This window comes from Halopolyspora algeriensis, assembly GCF_003337235.1.
Taxonomy (GTDB): Bacteria; Actinomycetota; Actinomycetes; order Mycobacteriales; family Pseudonocardiaceae; genus Haloactinomyces; species Haloactinomyces algeriensis.
Map to the genome: position 1 here is coordinate 62,697 of NZ_QPJC01000009.1, position 19,284 is coordinate 81,980.

Annotated in this window: 18 protein-coding genes; 6 read left to right on the plus strand and 12 right to left on the minus strand. The window is 68.8% G+C overall.

The genetic code is table 11. The features are described 5' to 3' along the window. Positions 1-19 precede the first annotated feature (19 nt). From DFQ14_RS21890 to DFQ14_RS14425, 10 genes are all read right to left on the minus strand, one after another. On the minus strand, positions 20-424 hold the full coding sequence (locus DFQ14_RS21890) for an SRPBCC family protein (RefSeq protein WP_158546702.1): 405 nt from the start codon (positions 422-424) through the stop codon (positions 20-22). Between the two features lie 79 nt (positions 425-503). Next, positions 504-1,088 carry a MerR family transcriptional regulator gene (locus DFQ14_RS14385; protein WP_257233714.1) on the minus strand — a complete coding sequence of 195 codons (585 nt, stop codon included), beginning with the start codon at positions 1,086-1,088 and terminating at the stop codon, positions 504-506. Next, entirely contained in the window at positions 1,024-1,680 is a 657-nt protein-coding gene (locus tag DFQ14_RS14390; RefSeq protein ID WP_114453802.1) for a maleylpyruvate isomerase N-terminal domain-containing protein, read from the minus strand. Before DFQ14_RS14390 ends, DFQ14_RS14385 begins: the two co-directional genes overlap by 65 nt. A 239-nt stretch (positions 1,681-1,919) precedes the next feature. Beyond that, the gene (locus DFQ14_RS14395; protein WP_158546703.1) at positions 1,920-2,600 is read right to left on the minus strand and encodes a DUF1990 family protein; all 681 of its coding nucleotides are present in this window, start codon (positions 2,598-2,600) and stop codon (positions 1,920-1,922) included. A gap of 313 nt (positions 2,601-2,913) precedes the next feature. Continuing rightward, positions 2,914-3,963 (minus strand): NAD(P)-dependent alcohol dehydrogenase, encoded by a 1,050-nt coding sequence (locus DFQ14_RS14400; protein WP_246195634.1) that lies wholly within the window; start codon positions 3,961-3,963, stop codon positions 2,914-2,916. A 17-nt stretch (positions 3,964-3,980) separates the two neighbouring features. Further along, positions 3,981-5,111, minus strand: coding sequence for an ABC transporter ATP-binding protein (locus tag DFQ14_RS14405; RefSeq protein ID WP_114453804.1), 1,131 nt, complete (start codon positions 5,109-5,111; stop codon positions 3,981-3,983). A 30-nt stretch (positions 5,112-5,141) separates the two neighbouring features. Continuing rightward, the gene (locus DFQ14_RS14410; RefSeq protein ID WP_114453805.1) at positions 5,142-6,080 is read right to left on the minus strand and encodes a carbohydrate ABC transporter permease; all 939 of its coding nucleotides are present in this window, start codon (positions 6,078-6,080) and stop codon (positions 5,142-5,144) included. Continuing rightward, complete coding sequence (locus DFQ14_RS14415) at positions 6,080-6,982, minus strand: carbohydrate ABC transporter permease (RefSeq protein ID WP_114453806.1); 903 nt, start codon at positions 6,980-6,982, stop codon at positions 6,080-6,082. Before DFQ14_RS14415 ends, DFQ14_RS14410 begins: the two co-directional genes overlap by 1 nt. Continuing rightward, positions 6,979-8,328 (minus strand): ABC transporter substrate-binding protein, encoded by a 1,350-nt coding sequence (locus tag DFQ14_RS14420; protein ID WP_114453807.1) that lies wholly within the window; start codon positions 8,326-8,328, stop codon positions 6,979-6,981. Before DFQ14_RS14420 ends, DFQ14_RS14415 begins: the two co-directional genes overlap by 4 nt. An 82-nt stretch (positions 8,329-8,410) precedes the next feature. Further along, positions 8,411-9,892, minus strand: coding sequence for a mannitol dehydrogenase family protein (locus tag DFQ14_RS14425; protein WP_114453808.1), 1,482 nt, complete (start codon positions 9,890-9,892; stop codon positions 8,411-8,413). Between the two features lie 297 nt (positions 9,893-10,189). Between DFQ14_RS14425 and DFQ14_RS14430 the strand changes: the two genes are divergently transcribed. Further along, complete coding sequence (locus DFQ14_RS14430) at positions 10,190-11,188, plus strand: LacI family DNA-binding transcriptional regulator (protein WP_114453809.1); 999 nt, start codon at positions 10,190-10,192, stop codon at positions 11,186-11,188. A 49-nt stretch (positions 11,189-11,237) separates the two neighbouring features. Next, entirely contained in the window at positions 11,238-12,236 is a 999-nt protein-coding gene (locus DFQ14_RS14435; protein WP_114453810.1) for a carbohydrate kinase family protein, read from the plus strand. Between the two features lie 41 nt (positions 12,237-12,277). On the opposite strand, the gene DFQ14_RS14440 is transcribed toward DFQ14_RS14435, so the two are convergent. Both DFQ14_RS14440 and mdlC read right to left on the minus strand, forming a co-directional pair. Beyond that, entirely contained in the window at positions 12,278-13,519 is a 1,242-nt protein-coding gene (locus DFQ14_RS14440) for an MFS transporter (RefSeq protein WP_114453811.1), read from the minus strand. 55 nt (positions 13,520-13,574) lie between these two features. Then, the gene (gene mdlC, locus DFQ14_RS14445) at positions 13,575-15,152 is read right to left on the minus strand and encodes a benzoylformate decarboxylase (protein WP_114453812.1); all 1,578 of its coding nucleotides are present in this window, start codon (positions 15,150-15,152) and stop codon (positions 13,575-13,577) included. Between the two features lie 97 nt (positions 15,153-15,249). Between mdlC and DFQ14_RS14450 the strand changes: the two genes are divergently transcribed. The 4 genes from DFQ14_RS14450 (at position 15,250) to DFQ14_RS14460 (ending at position 19,111) form a co-directional block, all read left to right on the plus strand. Then, entirely contained in the window at positions 15,250-16,149 is a 900-nt protein-coding gene (locus DFQ14_RS14450; protein WP_114453813.1) for a LysR family transcriptional regulator, read from the plus strand. A gap of 346 nt (positions 16,150-16,495) precedes the next feature. After that, positions 16,496-16,624 carry a hypothetical protein gene (locus tag DFQ14_RS22345; RefSeq protein ID WP_257233718.1) on the plus strand — a complete coding sequence of 43 codons (129 nt, stop codon included), beginning with the start codon at positions 16,496-16,498 and terminating at the stop codon, positions 16,622-16,624. Then, positions 16,621-17,799, plus strand: a complete 1,179-nt coding sequence (locus tag DFQ14_RS14455; RefSeq protein WP_114453814.1) for a DUF3500 domain-containing protein — start codon at positions 16,621-16,623, stop codon at positions 17,797-17,799. Before DFQ14_RS22345 ends, DFQ14_RS14455 begins: the two co-directional genes overlap by 4 nt. An 88-nt stretch (positions 17,800-17,887) precedes the next feature. Further along, entirely contained in the window at positions 17,888-19,111 is a 1,224-nt protein-coding gene (locus DFQ14_RS14460; RefSeq protein WP_114453815.1) for an MFS transporter, read from the plus strand. Positions 19,112-19,284: the final 173 nt, after the last annotated feature.

Genomic DNA, 19,284 nt, shown 5'->3' on the forward strand with positions numbered 1-19,284 from the left:
GCTGTGCGCACCTCGGTGCTCAGCTGCGCGCGGTGCTGCGGCCTTCGACGTGACGTTTGATGTTGGCCAGGGTTGCCTCGAGGCCGCTGCGGATACCGGGGCCGTCGGCACGCTCGGTGTGCAGCGTGACCGTCACGGTCGCGGAGTCGTCGCCTTCCCCGGTGACTCGGAGTTCACCGCGATACCGGTTCGGCCCTTCCGAGCCCCACCGCATGGTGCGGGCACCCTCGTCGGTTTCCATCCATGCTTCACCCTCGCGCCGTTCGCCTTCCACCTCTGCCACGACATGCACGGCGCCGGCCCCGACGGATTCGGCGGAAACCATTCCCTCGAAGTATTCGGGCAGATTTCGCACCTCGGAGAGATAGTCGAACAGTGCGGACGGCGACGTGCGCACGGTGGCGCTGTGTTCGTAATCACCCATGTTCACCGTTGTAGCACCGCCGGGAACGCCCCGCATCTCGACCACCGCATTGTGCGGCAACGAATCACCACGGTCCTGCTCACCACACAATTCGATCGATTCGTCGCGAATCGTCGTGAATCGTCGCGAATCGTCGCGACCGGCGCCCGAGCGAATGTTCGGCGAAAATATCGACGGGCAGGCCGACACCGTGACATTTCCGATCTTCGTATTTCCGACTCGTGAGGAGAGCCGAAGACGATCTCGTCCTCCTCGGGGGACGGGTGCGCGTTGCCGTGCGGCCAGCGGCCACCGAGCCGGATCCACCACCATCCCGAGTCGGAGGCGGGGTGCTGTCCGTGTCGAGCGCCACGCGTGCCGCGGCGGCCGGTGGCACTCCGTCGTGGGTCGGAGAAATTACCCGATGCAGGCGTTGCAGGTCCTGCGCGGCATAGCGGCGATGTCGCCCCGGGGAGTGCCCGGTGTGGCCGAGGCCGTAACGGCGGCCCCAGCTGCGCAGCGTCGACACGGCGATGCCCAGCCGTTGCGCGACCGCGCCGATCGGCCGAGCGAGCCACCGGGTTCGGCGAACCTCTCCTCGCCACTGCAGGTCCCCGGGACTACGCCCGGGGTGTGCCGTCCCAGCGCCATGTGCCGAGGCGAGGGTGTCCGGGCAGTTCGGCACGTCCCGTGGCCCACAGCAAAGTGCTCCACGGATCCGTGGAGCTCGGCGCGTGCGGAAACAGCCGGACGAGCACTCGCGAGCACAGCTCGGCAGGTGGATTCCAGACGAGCCCGAGCCCTTGCGCCAGGTCATACGTGTGCACCAGCGTTTCCACGATGCCCATCGCGGCAAAGCCTTCGGGGTCGGAGACACCGAAGACGTGGTAAGCACGGGTCTGCGGAGACGTCGTGCGCACCATGGCGATCAGCAGCGCACCGCTCGCCTCCAGCACCTGCAACAGGCCGGCGGGCCCTGCCGCACGGTCCGCGTGAACGGTGGTCTCCGGGCCGCCGGGTCGGCAACTCTCCCACACGATGGGCACCTCACCATCCACCGGCGGTGTTGTGGGGCCGAGTTGGACGGCGTAGGCGAACAGGTCGTCACTGAGGTGCTCGACAGTCTCCCAGCAGTCCCATTCCAGCGGACCGGCCCTGCCGTCCCAGGCCGCCGAGTCCGCTCCGCGTAGGACTTCCACAGCGAGTTGCAGGGCAAGGCCGAGGTCGTCCGCGGTGACAGGAGACCAGGGTGAACCACTCTCGGGTGATCGGGACATGACAGGACCATACCGACAGCAGGACAGACCACCCCCTGCCCGTGACGGCGGGCGGAGAAACCGGCGACCCCATGCGCAACCGGAACGCGGGCATCGCCGCACCGTCGCCCTCAGCTCGGTCTCGGCCTCGCCGCCCCCCTTTCGCCTGCTCGTGCAGTGCCTTGGTCGTCAAGCCAGTAGGCGATCCTCGTGTGCCTGGTCGACATGTCTCGGCACGGCCCGGCGTGGGCTCGGTCAGGTCATGGCTGTGACTCACAGCCCGTGTAGACGTCCACGCTCCGGGGCGGGTCGCCGCCGCAGAGCGCGCACACTTGTTCGCAGTAGCGTGCCCACAGGTACGTCTGCATCTCCCTGAGCAGGGTGAGCCGGTCGTAAAGCAGGTTGACCACCTCGTCGCTGCAGCGGGCCCACGACTCGATCTCGAAACGCAGCTGCTCGCCGTCACCGACGGTGCGGAACTCGATCTGGCCGGCTTCGAAGTGGCCGGCCAGTGTGGCCAAACGAAAGGAGGTGGAGCTGGTGTGGATGACGCGGACGGGGCCTTCCCACGGGCCGGGCATCCGGACGACGAGCTCGTCGCCGACCCGCATGGTGTCGTGGCCGTCCTCGGTTTCGAACAGCGCTATTTCAGGGGGGACGGCCGCGTTCGGATCGGCCATCAACCGCCCCATGATCTGTTCGGGTTCCAGTCGGCTCGCGGTGATGAACACACCATAGCGCCGGTGAAAGGATCGACCCGTTCCTTGCTCGATCGTTTGAATGCCCCGTCCACAGGCGTCGGGCAGCTCGGGGGCGAGCACGGCTTCGTGCTCGTCGACGCGGTGGATCGGCGGCGGGCACAGGAAGTAGCGCAGCGTGGTCAGCACGATTCCGGGAGGCCACCGGTACGCCCAGTGCCACCGCATACCCGAACTCACCATCGTGCACCCCGTCGAGGCCGGTCGGTGTCGGTAAGATCGGTCCCATGCTCGCGGGAGCATGTGGCCATGCTCGAAGGGTTTCCCCGATGCGCCGGGTGTATGCGCTGAGAGGGGTGGCGCGTTCGCGCTCCACCCCGTTACAGGGCCTCCGTGATGCCGCGGTCGGCTTCGTCGTAGCTGCGCACGCCGACCCGTTCGTGCTCGGTGCCGTACATCCCGGCCAGCAGGCGCACCGCTCTGTGCAGCGCTCCCCCTGTCCTCTGGGGCGCTGGCCACGCCTGTCGACGCTCACACAACTCCTGCCCTGCCCGGGCTACTCGTGCGGAAGCACGATGGCCTTCACCGCCGTGTCCTCGCGGGCGGAGACGGTGAGTGCGCGTTCCACCTCCTCCAGGCCGAAGCGGTGGGTGACGAGACGATCGAGATCCACCGTGCCGGAGGCTGCCAGGTCGATGGCCGTGGGCCAGGTGTTGGCGTAGCGGAACGTTCCGGTGAGCTCGATTTCGCGGCTTTGCACATGACTCAGCGGCAACGGGATCTCGTCGCCGCCCATGCCGACCAACACCACTCGACCGGCACGGGACACCGTGCGAACGGCTTCGTTGATCGCGGGCGGAAAACCGGAGCACTCCAGAAGCACGTCCGGCTCGAAACCCGACTGTCCCAACGGGGTGCGGCCGACGTCCAGCGTCGCGGTCGCGGCCAGTTCCGCGGCCAGCTCCAGCCGGTGCGGCTTGACGTCGCTGACGAGGACCTCGCGGGCCCCGAACGCGCGGGCGGTCTGAGCGGCGACCAGCCCGATCGGCCCGGCTCCGGTCACCAGCACCCGGGAAGCCGGTCCCACTCGAGCTTTCCGACAGGCCCACACCCCCACCGACAGCGGCTCGCACAGTGCGGCGGCCTCGTCGGAGAGCGTCTCGGGCACGGGGTGGGCGAACTCCTCGTGCAGCGTGACGTACTCGCAAAACGCCCCGTCGACCGGGGGTGTGGCGAAAAACCGCATCCCGGGGCAGAGGTTGTAGCGCCCGGCGCGGCACTGGCTGCAGGTGAAGCACGGCACTCCCGGCTCCAAGGAGACCCGCTGCCCCGGTTCGAGCCGGGTGACCCGCGCACCACGGGCCACGACGACACCGCTGGCCTCGTGCCCCAGGACCAGCGGTGCCTCCACGACGTGCTCGCCGATCCGGCCGTGTTCGAGGTAGTGGGTGTCCGATCCGCAGGTGCCGACCGCACGCACCTCGATCAGCACCTCGTACGGGCCCGGCTGCGGCACCGGTCGCCGCTCCACCACGATGTCCTCGATACCGCGCAGCACCGAAGCGCGCATGGTCTCCGAAATCGTGGTTTCTTCCTCGCGTGACATGGAAGTCCTCCTCGCCTTCAGACACCTGTCCCGACGCGCGCGGACATCTCCTCGCCGTCGATGCGGGCCCCGGTGTCGGGATGGAACACGTGCACGCTGCCGGCACCGTGCCGCAGCCCGATCGTCTCGCCCAAGCGCCCCGGGGCTCGCCGGTGTGAGCGAGCCACGAGCCGCGTGGACGCACCGCCCCGGTCGTCGACGAGGTGGGCGTGCACATAGGACTCGCTGCCCAGCTCCTCGACCAGGTCGATCCGCACGTCGATGCCCTGGCCCGCGGGCACCACCTCGAGCTGCTCCGGGCGCAGACCGACGGTGACCGAGCTCAGCTCCTGCCGGTGCAGTGCGGCCAGCCGGTCCCGCTCGAGCGGCAGCGTGCTCTCCCCGAGCTGCACACCCTCGGACGTGACGAGCGCAGGGACCAGGTTCATCGCGGGCGAGCCGATGAAGCCCGCCACGAACGCGTTGACCGGGGCGTCGTAGAGCTCGGTGGGGGCGGCGAACTGCTGCAGCTTTCCGTCCTTGAGCACCGCGACGCGGTCTCCCATGGTCATCGCCTCGACCTGGTCGTGGGTGACGTAGACCGTGGTGGTGCCCAACCGCCGTTGCAGCGCGGCGATCTGGGTGCGGGTCTGCACGCGCAGCTTCGCGTCCAGGTTGGACAGCGGTTCGTCCATGCAGAAAACCTGCGGCTCACGCACGATGGCCCGCCCCATGGCCACGCGCTGTCGTTGACCTCCGGAGAGCTTGGCGGGTTTGCGGTCCAGGAAGTCGCTGAGGTCGAGCAGCTCCGCGGCCTGCTCGACCTGCCGGCGTCGTTCACCGGCGGGCACACCGCGCATCTTGAGCGCGAACCCCATGTTCTCGGCCACGGTCATGCTCGGGTACAGCGCGTAGTTCTGGAACACCATCGCGATGTCGCGGTCCTTGGAGGGCACGCCGACCATGTCCTTGCCGTTGATGGTGATGTTGCCCTCGTCGATGTCCTCGAGACCGGCGAGCATGCGCAGCGCCGTGCTTTTGCCGGACCCGGAGGGGCCGACGAGGACGATGAACTCCCCGTCGTCGACTTCGAGCGTGAGCCTGTCGACGGCGGGGTTCGCGGCGCCCTCGTACAGGCAGGATGCGGTTTGGTAGGCGATCGTGGCCATGGTGGCTCCCGGGATGGGCGGTGTGACGGCTTACTTGATGGCTCCGAAGGACAGCCCTCGGACGAGCTTGTTCTGCGCGACCCAGCCGGCGATGACGACCGGCAGCGCCGCCAGCGTCGAGGCAGCCGACAGCCGTGCCCAGAACAGGCCTTCGCCGGTGATGAACCCGACCAGCGACACGGGGGCGGTCTGCGCGCGCACCGCGGTGAGGTTGACCGCGAAGAAGAATTCGTTCCAGGAAAAGATCACGCAGATCAGCGCGGTCGCGGCGATACCGGGCGAGACCAGCGGGAGGATCACTCGCCGCACCGCCGTCCACAGGCTCGCTCCGTCCATACTGGCCGCCTCCAGCAGCTCGGCGGGCACCTCCAGGAAGAACGAGCGCATCATCCAGATCGCGATCGGCAGGTTCATGCCGGTGTAGAGGATGATCAGCGTCCAGATGTTGTCGAGCAGACCGATCCGGTTGACGATGACGTACAGCGGGACGATCACGGCCACGATCGGCAGCATTTTGGTGCTCAGGAAGAAGAACAGCACGTCCTTGGTCTTCTTCACCGGTCGCAGCGACAGCGCGAACGCCGCCGGGATGCCCAGCACCAGCACACAGGTGGTCGACACGAGCGTGGCGAACGCCGAATTCAGCAGGGTAGTCCCGACCCCGCTGGCCAGAACCGCCTGAAACTGCTCCAGCGTGGGGGAGAACCACAGCGTGGGCGGGTCGGTGTAGGCGGCGCGTTCGTACTTGAAAGCGGTCAGCACCATCCACAGCACGGGGAAGAAGAACACCAGCGCGGCAAGCCACGCCAGCACCGCCCAGATCACCGCCGCGCCGCGGTGCTTGCGCCGGGCGCGCTGCCGTGGCCTCGTCTCGTCGGCGGAACTGCGGGATTGCGCGGCGCTGCCGGCCACCGGAGTATCCCGCACTGTCGCTGAAGTGGTGTCGCCGGAAAGGGCGGGATCGGTCATCAGGCTGCCTCCTGTGCACCCATGAAACTCTTGAAGATCAGCCGCAGTGCGAGCATGGCGATGACGATGGTGGCCGCGACCGTGACCACGCCCATGGCCGCCGCCTGCCCGACCTCGAAGCCCAGAAAGGCGCGCTGGTAGATGTAGAACGGCAGGTTGGCGCTTTCCACTCCGGGACCGCCCGAGGTCATCATGTAGATCGCGCCGAAGGTGTTGACCAGGTAAATCGCCCCGAGCACCACGCCCAGCTCGATGAAACGGCGCAGGTGCGGCAGTGTCAGCTCGCGGAACAGCGCGATCGGCCCTGCCCCGTCGACACGACCCGCCTCCAGGACGTCCTCCGGCATGCTCTGCAGTCCGGCCAGGATCAGCAGCATCATGAACGGCGTCCACCGCCAGATCAGGTCCACCATCACCGTCGCCAGCGGGAACTGGCTCACCCACGCGAAGTTTCCGACGCCGAACGGCTGCAGCACGAAGTTGACGATTCCGAAGACCGGATCGAACATCGCGGTCTTCCACAGCAGGGCACCGGCCACGGGCGTGATCAGAAACGGGGTGATGAGCAGCGTGCGCACCACACCCCTGCCGCGGAAACTGCGGTTGAGCAGCAGCGCCAGCCCCAGCCCGAGCAGCGCCGAGATCAGCACCGTGCCCACGATCAGGATCACCGTGTTCATCGCGACCTCGCGGAACTGGCTGTCGCGGAACACGTAGAGGTAGTTCTGCAGTCCGACGAACTCCCACGATCCCGGTCGGACGAGGTTCCAGGAGTGCGTCGAGTAGTACACCGTGAGCAGAAACGGCACCTGGGTCACCAGGATGGTGAACAGCAGCGCAGGCAACAGCGGTGCCCGACGCCGCCACCCCTCGGCGCGCGAGAGCGTCGAGTGCTTGGTCATGGCTGCTCCTGATAGGTCTTGCCGACGGCCTCGGCGTACTGCTGGGCCTGCTCCAGTGCCGCTGCCACGCTCTTCTTGCCCGCGATCGCGGCACTGATCTGCTGGCTCACGCGCGTGCCGAGGTCCTGAAACTCGGGAATCTGCAGGAACTGTGCCCCGCTGTAGGGCACCGGCTTCACCGTCGGGTTCTCGGGATCGGCTCGACGCAGCGCCTGCAGCGTCAGGGCCGCGTAGTCCTCGCTGACCTTGCGGTACTGCGGAATCTCGTAGGTCGACATCCGGCTGCCCGGTGGCACCCGCGACCAGCCCAGCTTCCTGCCGACCAGTTTGATGTAGTCCTTGCTGGTCACCCAGGAGATGAATTCCCAGGCGGCGTCCGGGTTGTCACTGGCCGTGGGAATGCCCAGCGACCAGGTGTAGAGCCAGTTGGAATGTTCGGTCTTGACCGTCGGAGCCGCGACGTAGCCGACCTCGTCGGCCACGCGGCTGGACTTCGGGTTCTCCACGATCGACACGGCCGACGTCGCGTCGTACCACATCGCCGCGTTGCCCTGGGAGAACTGGGTTCCGCACTCGGCGAAGCCGGTCGTGGCCGCGCTCGGTTCGCCGTACTTGCGGACCAGGTTCACGTAGAACCCGACCGCCCGCTTGACCGCGGGGCTGTCGAGCCGGGCGTTCCAGTTCTCGTCGTACCAGCGACCGCCGAAAGTGTTGATCACGGTGTCCAGCGGCGCGAGCACCTCACCCCAGCCGGGCTTGCCGCGCAGGCAGATCCCGACGTGGTTGCCCGGTTCGTGCAGCTTCTTCGCGTACGAGGTGATCTGCTGCCACGTGGGGTGTTCGGGCATCGTGATGCCGGCTTTGCGGAACAGGTCCTTGCGGTACATCAGGAACGACGACTCGCCGTAGAACGGCATCGAATACATGTCGCCCCGGTACGACAGCGACTCGCGGATGCTCGGGACGAAATCGCCCACGTCGTAGCCGGGCGTGTTCGCAGCGTAGCCCGACAGGTCGCGCAGCCAGCCGTTCTCGGCCCACATCCTCGTCTCGTAGTTGCTGACCATCACCACGTCGAACTGACCGCTTTGCATCGCCGTCGACACGGTGATCTTGGCCCGCGCCTCGTTCTCCGACAGCGAGACGAACTTCAGGTCGATGCCGGGGTGCCGCTCCTCGAAGTGGGAGGCGAGTTTGATCGCGTCCTGCATCTGCGGGTTCGAGACCATCGCGATGGTCACGGTTTTGGCCGCGGAGGAACCCAGTGCGCCGGCACCGGCACATCCCGACAGCGCCAGGCAGGCCACGGCGACCAGACTTGCATAAATCCGGAGGGATTTCCTCATAGTGCTCGGTGCTTTCGTGCGAAAAGGATGAGCTTGCGTCGAGTCGGTGCCGTTTCCGGCGGGTCCGAAAGCGTCGGGGAGTTCACTGCTGCTCCGCCTCCCACCTCTCGAGCGTGGCGCGGGCACCGCGTGCGTGCAGCGATTCCAGTGCCTCGCGGTAGGCCGAGGTGAAGGTCTCGTTCTCGGCCAGGTCGCCGAACAGGTCCCGGTCGGCGAGGAACGCCAGCGGCTCCTGCCGTTGCCGCCGTGCCCGGGCCATGACCTGCTCCCGGCGCCGGTCGACCACGTCGATGGAGCCGCCCGACTCGTCGACCCCCTCGGCGTAGCGGGCCCAGCTCGCCACGACGAGGGCCGAGCGGCGGACCGGCCCCCCGGCTGCGAGCTGGTCGTCGATCACCGGCACCAGCCACTTGGGAATGCGGTCCGAGCTCTCCGCGCACAGCCGGGACAGCGGATCGGCGATCTCCGGGTTGGCGAACCGTTCGATCAGCTGGTGCTTGTAGCGCTGCAGGTCCATTCCCGGGACCGGTGCCAGCGTGGGCGTTGCCTCCGCGTCCATGTAGCCCAGCAGGAACTTCACGAACAACGGGTCGGCGCACACCTCGTGCGCGTAGTGGTAACCGCTGAGACGTCCCAGGTAGCACAGCGCCTGGTGGCTTGCGTTGAGCAGGCGCAGCTTCATCAGCTCGTAGGGTTCGACCTCCTCGACGAGTTGCACGCCCACCTCCTGCAGTGGCGGCCGGCCCCCGGGGAAGCTCTCCTGCACCACCCACTGGGCGAACGGCTCGCAGACCACCGGCCAGCCGTCGTCGACCCCGAACCGCTCGGCGAGCAACGCTCGGTCGGCGTCCGTGGTCGTCGGCGTGATCCGGTCGACCATCGAGTTGGGAAAGCTCACCTGCTGCTCGATCCAGCTCGCCAGCTCCGGGTCCCGCAGCCGGGCGAACGCGTCGAGCATGCGCTGCGCCACCTCGCCGTTGCCCTGGATGTTGTCGCAGGAGAGCACCGTGAAGGGCTCGACGCCGTCGGCGCGCCTGCGCGCGAGCGCCTCGGTGAGGTAGCCGAAAGCGGTCTCGGGCACCGCCCCGGTCTGCAGGTCGCGCTGGATGGCCGGGTCCGCGGCGTCGAAGGCGCCCGTGGCCTGGTTGAGGTGGTAGCCGCCTTCGGTGATCGTCAACGACACGATCCTCGTCGCCGGATCGACCAGCCGCCGCAGTACGGCCTGCGGGTCGTCCGGGGCGAAGAGGTAGTCGACGACGGAGCCGACGACGCGGGGCTCCATGGATCCGTCGGCGTGCTTGAGCACCAGCGTGTACAGGCAGTCCTGAGCGCTCATCACTTCCTGCATACGGCGGTCGGACGGCAGCAGGCCCACCCCCGTGATGCCCCAGTCGAGGGCCTGGCCCCGGTTCATCAACGCGTCGAGATACATCGCCTGGTGCGCACGGTGGAAACCGCCGACCCCCAGGTGCACGATCCCGCCGCGCACCTGCGCGCGGTCGTAGGCCGGCACGGAGACCTTCCCGTCGAGTTCGGACAGTGCCTGCGCGTTCAGCTGTGTCATCCCCTGCGTCCTCATACGGTTTGCCTGCGGATCGGTGCGGACGGTCTCGACGAGCTCGTTTCCCGGGGCCGCGTACCTCTCGGTTCCTTCCTGCTCGAAGGCGGCGATGACGTCGTCGCAGTCGACCCCGGCCGCGGCGGGCCGGTCCGCCGGCGGCAGTGCCGCGCCTCACTGTGTCCCCGCTCACCCGTCGGGTTGGCGGGAACCATACGGCTCGGTTAAGCGCTTACGCAAGCGCTTCACCACGTGCTAGGTTGCGTGATACGGAGCACTCGGAATCAGCAAAGGGGTCAGTGCGTGGTCACCATGGCCGATGTCGCTCGGGAGGCCGGCGTGTCAGCGGCCACGGTCTCCCACGTGCTCAACGGCACCCGCACGGTGCTCCCCGAGACGAGCAATGCGGTGCGCGAAGCGATCGAGCGGTGCGGATACATCCACAACACCCTGGCCCGCTCGCTGGCCGCCACGCGCACCTACTCGCTCGGCGTGGCCGTCCCGGCGATCACCAACTCCTACTTCGGCGAGATCCTGCAGGGCATCGTGGCCGAGGCGATCCAGCACGGCTACACCCTGCTGTTCGCCGATCCCCGAGACCATCCCGAGCACGAGTTCACGGTTGTGTCGAACCTGCACCAGCGCCGGGTCGACGGCATCATCCTCGCCCCCTCGGCAGAGCCGGCGCGCACGATGCGCTACCTCGCCGAGCACGACGTGCCGACCGTGCTGGCCGACCGCGTGCTCGGGGAAGGCTACGACCAGGTCAGCGCCGAGAACACCGACTCCACCTCCTCGCTCGTCGATCACCTGGCCGAGCTCGGGCATCGCCGCATCGGGTTCATCGCCGGGATCGAAGGGCTGAGCACCACCGGCGAGCGGCTCGCCGGATATCGGGAAGGGCTGCGACGCAACGGCCTGCACGCCGATCCGGACCTGTATCGCGAGGGGGCCTCGGAATCCGAGGGCGCTCGGCACGCCGCGAAGGAACTGCTCACGCTGCCGCAGCCACCCAGCGCGGTCATCGCCGCCAACAACGCCATGACCATCGGAACCATGCAGGGTCTGCGCGATCTCGGATTCGCCGTGCCCGACGACGTGGCCCTGGTCGCCTTCGACGACTTCCCCTGGGCGGGCCTGTTCGCCCCGCGGCTGACGGTGATCGCCCAACCCAGCGGAGAGATCGGCGCCGAAGCCGTGCGCCTGCTGCTCAACCGCCTCGACGAACCACACCGCATGCCCGTCGAGCGGCGTCTGCAATCCCGGTTCGTGCACCGCGACTCGTGCGGCTGCCACCGCTGAGCAAAACGACCCACGCGGGGGCGCCGGTCCTCGTGGAAAGGAGTCCGAGATGATCGTCGTCGGAGGCGAGGCGCTGGTCGACCTCGTGCCGCAGGAGTCCGGGACCCATCCGGCCCTCGCTGCGCTGACTCCCCGGCTGGGAGGCGGTCCCTACAACGTCGCCATCGCGCTGGCGCGTCTCGACTCGGAGGTCTCCTTCCTCTCCCGGGTCTCACAGGACCCCTTCGGGGAGGCTCTGCTGGAGCGCATGGTCTCCGCCGGTGTCGATTCCTCGCTGGTGCAGCGCGGTCCGGAACCGACCACGCTCGCCGTGGTCGCACCGGGACCCGGCGGCTCGGCGTGCTACACCTTCCACGTCGAAGGCACCGCGGACCGACTGGTCACCGACCCCGGGCCGCTACCACCGCAGACCCGCGCCCTGTCACTGGGAACGCTGTCCCTGGTGCTCGAACCCGGCGCGGGCACCTACGAAAGGGTGCTGCACCGCGAAAGCGAGCGAGGCGTGTTCGTCGCCCTGGATCCGAACGTGCGCAGCGCGCTGATCGCGGACCCCGTGGCCTACCGGCAGCGGTTCGAACGGTGGCTGCCGCACGTGGACCTGCTCAAACTCTCCACCGAGGACGCCTGCTGGCTCGACGGTGACCACCAGGACGACCCGCTGCCCGCAGCGCGCCGGTGGGCGACGACGGGACCGGCGGCAGTGGTGCTCACCTCCGGCGAGGACGGCATGTCGGTCATCACCCGCCGTGGCATGCAGGTCGACGTCCCAGGTGAACACTCGACGGTCGTGGACACCATCGGCGCCGGCGACACGGTACAAGCCGCCCTGCTCCACTGGCTGGAACGCAACGGCGCCCTGAGCGCCGCTGCCGTCGACGGCCTCTCCGAACACCAGTGGAAAGCGGCGCTGGATTTCGCCGCGCGGGCTGCGGCGGTGACCTGCTCACGGGCAGGGGCCGAACCCCCGAGGAGCACCGAAATCGGCCTTACCGAACTTACCGAGACCCGTGTCGCCTACCCGTGCGGAACCGGAACATCGGCTTCGTGAACCGGGCTCCCGGGTGGGCCGATCTGGGAGCCCGGTGCTCGTCACACCCGGCCGGACGCCGGAGTCCGAGAGGCACTCTCCGCGGCATTCTCGGTACCCACCTGCCGCGAGACCCACGGTGCCGCGGCCATGGCCAGCAGCCCGAGCAACGCGGCGCCCGCGAAGAAGTAGAAGCCCCACGGGTAGGCCACACCGGTGCTGACCAGCATCCCGGTGACGAGCGGTCCGGCGATGGCACCGAACCGCCCGACAGCGGAGGTGATGCCCAGCGCCGAGCCGCGGATCCGTTCCGGGTAGGACTGGGCGATGTAGGCGTAGACGAGCACCTGCGCGGAGAAGACGAAGACACCGGCCAGGAAGATGACCGCGTTGAGCAGCAGGCTCGTCTGGATGCGGATGCTCAGTGCCGCCAGCAGAACCGCACCGGCACCGAACCAGATCAGGATGGTGCGCGAAATCCCCCGCGTGTCACCCACGTGACCGGCCAGGAACATCCCGAGGATGCCACCGGCGTTGAGCACGAACAGCAGCGTGATCGAGGTCGACACGTTGTAGCCGGCCGTCTCCATCAGGCTCGGCAGCCAGGTGTTGAGCCCGTAGACCAGCAGCAGACCCATGAACGTGCCCACCCAGACCGCCAGGGTGGTCCGCAGGAACCGCGGTCGCAGCAGATCCAGCACGGTGACCTTCTCGGCCTTCTCGGCCGGCGCATGCACCGATGCGGTCTCCGGCAGCTTCTGCCACATGACCCCCGCGAGAATCAGCCCGGCCGCGCCGCCGGCGACGAACAGCACCTGCCAGGCGTCGCGCGCCGCCAGGGCCATCAAGGACGCTGCCACGGCCCCGCAGTGGTAGCCGGTCATGGTGGTGGTGTTCGCCCGCGCGCGACGCTCGGCCGGCAGGTACTCGGACATCGCGGCCAGCGCGGTCGGCATGCAGGCACCGAGACCGATTCCGGCCAGCAGCCGCAGCGCCGCGAAGACCTCGACGTTCGGCGACAGCGGAATCAGCAGGGTGAACAGCGAGAAGCTCGCCACGGACGCGATCAGCACCTTGCGGCGCCCGACCAGGTCGGCCAGCGGGGTCACGAAGGCCGCACCGATCATCACACCGACGAGCGAGATCGTGGCGACCATCGTGAACTCCGCCGCACTGAACTGCAGGCCCACCGGATCCTGGAGTGCCAGGCCGACCGCGCCGAGCGCGACCAGATCGAAGCCCTCCAGCATGACCGTCAACCAGCACAGGGCTGCCGGCCAGGAAAGGCGTGACTTGGATGTCATGGAGTCTCCCGGGGAATCGATGAAGGAGATCAGCAGGGACAGCAGGCTCGCCCGATCAGGCGGGGGTGGTGGTCACGGTGTCGACCTGGACCAGGCGTGGTCCGGTGGGCGGCTCGGCCAGCACAGCCCGCAACTGCTCCAGATCACGGACGTGGGTCGCGGAGACACCGTATCCCTCGGCGATACGGGTGAAATCCAGGCCGGGGATCGTCGTCCCCGGAGCATCGGGGGCATCGAGCAGGTCGGCGAACCACTCCAGCGCGCCATAGCTGCCGTTGCGCAACAGCACGTAGGTCACCGGCAGGCCCAGCTGTGCAGCGGTCCACAGGCCGGAGATGCCGTAGTTGGCCGAGCCGTCTCCGATCACGCCCACCACGGGCCGATCCGGCCGACCCAGTGCCACCCCCACGGCAGCGGGGATGCCGAAACCCAAACCCCCGGAGGCCGGGAAGAAGTAGGAGCCCCCTCGCCGCAGATCCATCTGGCGCCACCACGACCCGTTGGTCGACGTCGACTCGACGACGTAGCCGGTCTCGGCCGGCTGCGTGTCGCGCAGTGCCGCGAAGACCTGTTCGGGGTGCAGCGCGGTGCCCGTGCCCTCGGCCGGTGCGGCCGGCACGGTGTACGTGGAGGTCTCGGTGGGGCTGTCCGCAAGCGCCTTGAGCAGCTCACCGATCACCGCGCCCGGTTCGGTCACCAGGGCCTCACCGAACGGGGCGCGTGCCGCGGCCTCGGCGTCGTCGGTGATCTGGAGCAGTCGCGTGCCCTCCCGCAGGTACTCGCCGGGCAGGTACTCGTGGTACCGGAACACCGGTGCCCCCAGCACCAGCACCAGGTCGTGGCCGGCCAGCGCGTCGGCGAGCGGGGCGATGCCTGCGGGCAACACACCCCGAAACAGCGGATGCCGGTTCGGGAAGGGCAGCCGGAACAGTGACGGCGCCGCCCAGGTCGGGGCGCCCAGCCGCTCGGCGAGTGCGGTGGCCTCGTCGAAGAGCCCGTCGGTGTCGATGTCCCCTCCGAGGACCAACGCCGGCCGCTTCGCCGACCGCACCTCGCCGACGAGCCGCGCGATCTGCGACGGCCCGGGGTGTGCCGCTCGTTCGACGGAGCGGGCGAGCACCGCCTGCGCGTTGGGGTCCGCCTCGACGTCCCAGTCGTCGTAGGGGACGGACAAATAGGTCGGTCGCCGCCGCAGCTTCGCCTCGACGATCGCCTGCGTCAGGGAGCGCGGCACATCGCCGGCGCAACTGGGTTCGCCCGCCCAGCCGACCAGGGGCTTGGCGAGTTGGGTGGCCTCCACGTTGGCCAGCATCGACTCCGGCCCGATCGCGGGGCGCACCTGCTGTCCTGCGGTGACGACCAGCGGGGTCCGCGAGTAGACCGCGTTGGTCAACGCCCCCATGGCGTTGCCCGAGCCCGAGGCGGCGTGCAGGTTGACCATCACGGGTTGGCCGGTGACCTGGGCGTATCCGTCGGCCATCCCCACGACGGCGCCCTCGTGCAGCCCGAGGACGTAGCGGAAGGACTCGGGCATACCGGTGAGGAAGGGCAGCTCGTTGGAACCGGGGTTGCCGAAGATCGTCGTGATCCCGTGCCGACGCATGACCTCGTGCGCGACGTCGCGAACCAGCATTGCAGCCTCCTGGCGTCTGTGGCTTGCCCCACCGTAGGGACCAGGAGTACTACTAATCCAATAGATAGTTCTCTCCCGGAATATTGATCTGCTCGATATGACTGATTTCGACCTCAACCTGATCCGGATCTTCGTGCTGCTCTACGAGACCCGCAGCGTCACCGCGACCGCCGAGGCCGTGCACGTGAGTCAACCGACCGTGAGCTACAGCCTCGGCAAGCTGCGTCGGCACTTCGACGACGAGCTGTTTCGCCGCAGCAGGCACGGGCTCGTGCCCACCGCGGTGGCCGACCGGCTGTACGAGCCGCTGCAGCAGTCGCTGGCCGGAATCCAGCACGCGATCGCCCCCACCCGCGCCTTCGACCCCGGCACCTCGCAGGCACGCTTCACGATCGGCCTGTCCGACCTGGGCGAGGCGTCCCTGCTGCCCCGGCTGCTCGGTCCGCTGCAACAGCAGGCACCCGGGGTCTCGCTGATGGTGCGCTCGCTGGACACGAGCGACTCCCCTCGTCAGCTGAGCCGAGGCGAGGTGGACGCGTTCATCGCGACGCCGATCCTGTCCTCACCGCAGATCCGACGGATCCCCCTGTTCTCCGAGGGTTACTTCGCCATGGTCGCGAGCAACCATCCGCGCCTGCGTGGCGAGTCGGTCAGCGCCGCGCAACTGCGCACCGAGCGACACATCCTCGTCGACGGTCCCTCCGGCCACGTCGGCCCCAAACTCGCCCTGGAAACTCTGGAACTGCTCGACCACGTAGCGCTGCAGGTCGCCAAGTTCTCCGTGCTGCCCTACCTGGTGCAACGCTCCGAGATGGTGGCCATCGTGCCCGCATACGCCGGTCACGCCTACGCCGCCAGCCACCCGGTGCGCCTGCTGCAGCTGCCGATCAGCCTGGAACCGCTGGAGATCGCCCTGTACGCGCTGCCCGAACGTTTCCGCGGTCCCGCCCAGCGCTGGCTGGTCGACTTCCTGCACCGGACCCTCGCCGAACAGTGAGACGATCACCGGGGGAAAGCCCTACCGAAACCCGTCGAAACTCGAACGGCACTTGTCCACGGTGGTCCACCGCCCCCTTGACGCGACCACCGCGATCACCTCACCACAGCCGCTTGCCACACAGAAGCGCCGTTCAACGGCCCGCTGGCTCCTCTGGGCCCGGTGGCACCATCTCGGATCATGCCTGCGACACGAGCATCGGCCATGTCGGACGAGGTGACCAGTGCTTGCCGGCGGGGAGCACGAGCACGGTAACGAGGGACCCTCGGACGGGCCATTTCCCCGAGCGTCGGTCCGCACGCACCACCTACGATCGGCTCACCCACCGCGCCGAGAGGACCGCCTTGTGACCACGCCCACCGCCGAGGACCGCAGCCTGCTGACCGGAATCGCCGCGCTGCGGGCCGAGCCGGGCAAAGCGGCGGAGCTCCACGGCGGCGAGCTGCACAACCGGCGGCTCCAGCGCATCGGATGAGCACCGAGCAGCGCAGCCCGCGCGATGTCGCCGCCGCGATGGCACAGGCGGCGATCGAGTGGATCGCCACTCTCGACGACGTCCAGCGAGCCGACGGAGTGTGGCACTGGCCGGGCTCACCCGCGGCCGACCACGAGCGCGTGCGCTGGTACTACACTCCCACCGATCACGGCGGGCTCACTCTGCACCGGATGACTCCGCACCAGCAGCGCGCCGCCATGCGGCTGCTGGCCACCGGCTTGTCAGAGGCCGGCTACGTCACGGCAACCACGATCATGGGTCTGGAAAACGTTCTCGACCGGACCGAGAACTTCTCCGCCGGCTTCGCCCGCGACCGGGGCCGCGATCCGGGAATGTACTACCTGCGGATCTTCGGCGACCCGGAAAACGGTCAGCCGTGGGCATGGCGCTACGGAGGCCACCACGTGTCGGTGAACCACCTCGTGGTCGATCGCGAGGTCGCAGCAGGCACGCCGTGCTTCCTCGGTGCCGATCCCGCGGTCTCTCCCCTGCTGGGCGGCCGGGAGCTGCGTCCCCTGGGCGGGGTCGAGGACATCGCCCGCGAGCTGCTGCACTCGCTGGACTCCCAGCAACGGGCCCGGGCGACGCTGAGCACGACCGCGCCGGCCGACATCGTCAGCGGCAACCGGATACGCCTGTCGGGCGGCGACCGCCTGATCCCGCTGCCCGACCTGTGGCGGGGTCACTTCGACGACCAGCCCCTCGAGGACCGGCTGTGGTCGATGCACCACGATCTCGAGGCCCATCTCGGAGTCACCGAATCCGACCACCGCGCGGTGGAACTGACCGAGGCACCCAAGGGCGTCGCCGCACGCGATCTGACACCGAACCAGCGCAAGCACCTGCGCGACCTGCTCGAGGTCTACATCGGCCGGATGCCGCCGGGTCTGGTCGAACGCGAGCGATCCCGCTTCGACGGTGACCAGCTCGACGAGGTGCACTTCGCGTGGGCCGGCGGCGCCGAGCGTGGCGAGCCACACTACTACCGCCTGCAGGGTCCCCGGCTGCTCGCGGAATGGGACCACACCCAACGCGGTGTCAACCACGCCCATTCGGTGTGGCGAGACCCCACCGGCGACTTCGGTCTCGACGTGCTCGCCCAGCACCGAGCCACCCACCACCCACCGGGTGCTTCCCGGCGGGAAGGCGGATGAAACGGGTGCCTTCCGGAGCGTGCCGTGCAGTGTGACGTTGACCGGTGAACCCACCCGCAGCCGAAGAGGTGCACCATACTCGACGGCTATGAGTGCTGACCGGGTTCGAACGGAAAGAACGGGACGTTTCGGATCCGGTGGCGGATCATTCGGCGCCGCTGTAGGTGCGATCGCCGCGACGACCTGCGGGTTGCTGGGCGTGTTTCTCACCTCGGCGCTGGCGCCGCTGCTGCGCGACGACGGCATCGTCACCCCTGCCGGCCTCGGGATCGCCACGGCGGTGTTCTTCGGGGTCAGCGCGGTCATCGCTCCGCTGGGCGGGCGCCTGGCCGACCGCTTCGGCAGCCTGCGCGTCATCCGCGTGGCGCTGATGGTCGCCGCCGCGGCACTGCTGGCCGTGGCCACCGTGGTGCAGGGGTGGCAGGGGCTCGCCGTGGCGTTGGGCTGCGCAGGAGCGACCAACGGGGCGATCCAGCCCTCCACCAACCGCTATGTCAGCCGACTGGTCTCCCCACAACGCCAAGGGCTGGCGTTCGGGGTGAAGCAGGCCGCCATCCCGATGGCCATCCTGCTCGGCGGGCTGGCCGTACCGGCCGCGGCCTACGTATCGGGCTGGCGCAGCATCTACTACGTGGGAGTGGCCTGTGCCCTCGGCGTGGCCCTGACCCTGCGAGCCCCCTCCTCCGGCGGGCACGGCAGCACCCCACCGGCGACCACGGCCGCGGCCACCCCGGAGCACACCGCCAACCCGCTGCCCCGTGCCGCGCTGATCGTGCTCGCCTCCGGGTGGGGGTTGGCTTCTGCCGGAGCGAACGCGCTCGGGGCCTTCTTCGTCCTCGGTGCCGTCCATGCAGGATTCCTCACCGTGACGGCGGGATTGCTGGCCGTGCTCGGCTCCCTGTCCAGCATCAGCGCCCGCATCGGCATGGGGATGCTCGCCGACAAGCGCAGCGGCACCAACCTCGGCGTGGTGGCCGCGATGAGCGCCGTGGGAGCCGTGAGCGTGGCCCTGCTGGCCACCGGGCGGGAGTGGTCCTTCCTGTTCGCCGCGGTCATCGGCTACGGCATCGGCTGGGGTTGGGCCGGACTGTTCAACTACGCCATCGTCCGCACCTCCCCCAACCGGCCCGGCAGCACCACCGGGATCACCCAGGCAGGTGCCGGCACGGGGGCTTGTCTGGGGCCGCTGGCCTTCGGGGCCATGCTGGGCCACACCGGCTATCCCACGGCCTGGATGACAGCCGGGCTCACCCTGCTGCTGGCCAGCGGGATCATCCTCACCGGCCGCAGGATGCTGCCCGCGAGACCGTGAACTCCTGCGGCCCGGAGCCGACCGCGGGCGGCGTAGCCGCCGGGCGCTGCCGATCGCCCCGTCCCTGCCGACGAGCAGCGACTTCCGCGATCAGCTCCCCTCCCACCACAACGACCTCGGACACCCCGATCCAACGGTGAGTTCGCGAAGCAGCAGGTTTCGGCGGATCGACG

Bases quoted from the DNA above. Each gene is read 5' to 3' on its own strand.
- DFQ14_RS21890 (WP_158546702.1), bottom strand. From the start codon at position 424: ATGGGTGATTACGAACACAGCGCCACCGTGCGCACGTCGCCGTCCGCA.
- DFQ14_RS14390 (WP_114453802.1), bottom strand. From the start codon at position 1,680: ATGTCCCGATCACCCGAGAGTGGTTCACCCTGGTCTCCTGTCACCGCG.
- DFQ14_RS14395 (WP_158546703.1), bottom strand. From the start codon at position 2,600: ATGGTGAGTTCGGGTATGCGGTGGCACTGGGCGTACCGGTGGCCTCCC.
- DFQ14_RS14400 (WP_246195634.1), bottom strand. From the start codon at position 3,963: ATGTCACGCGAGGAAGAAACCACGATTTCGGAGACCATGCGCGCTTCG.
- DFQ14_RS14405 (WP_114453804.1), bottom strand. From the start codon at position 5,111: ATGGCCACGATCGCCTACCAAACCGCATCCTGCCTGTACGAGGGCGCC.
- DFQ14_RS14410 (WP_114453805.1), bottom strand. From the start codon at position 6,080: ATGACCGATCCCGCCCTTTCCGGCGACACCACTTCAGCGACAGTGCGG.
- DFQ14_RS14415 (WP_114453806.1), bottom strand. From the start codon at position 6,982: ATGACCAAGCACTCGACGCTCTCGCGCGCCGAGGGGTGGCGGCGTCGG.
- DFQ14_RS14420 (WP_114453807.1), bottom strand. From the start codon at position 8,328: ATGAGGAAATCCCTCCGGATTTATGCAAGTCTGGTCGCCGTGGCCTGC.
- DFQ14_RS14425 (WP_114453808.1), bottom strand. From the start codon at position 9,892: ATGACACAGCTGAACGCGCAGGCACTGTCCGAACTCGACGGGAAGGTC.
- DFQ14_RS14435 (WP_114453810.1), top strand. From the start codon at position 11,238: ATGATCGTCGTCGGAGGCGAGGCGCTGGTCGACCTCGTGCCGCAGGAG.
- DFQ14_RS14440 (WP_114453811.1), bottom strand. From the start codon at position 13,519: ATGACATCCAAGTCACGCCTTTCCTGGCCGGCAGCCCTGTGCTGGTTG.
- mdlC (WP_114453812.1), bottom strand. From the start codon at position 15,152: ATGCTGGTTCGCGACGTCGCGCACGAGGTCATGCGTCGGCACGGGATC.
- DFQ14_RS14450 (WP_114453813.1), top strand. From the start codon at position 15,250: ATGACTGATTTCGACCTCAACCTGATCCGGATCTTCGTGCTGCTCTAC.
- DFQ14_RS14455 (WP_114453814.1), top strand. From the start codon at position 16,621: ATGAGCACCGAGCAGCGCAGCCCGCGCGATGTCGCCGCCGCGATGGCA.
- DFQ14_RS14460 (WP_114453815.1), top strand. From the start codon at position 17,888: ATGAGTGCTGACCGGGTTCGAACGGAAAGAACGGGACGTTTCGGATCC.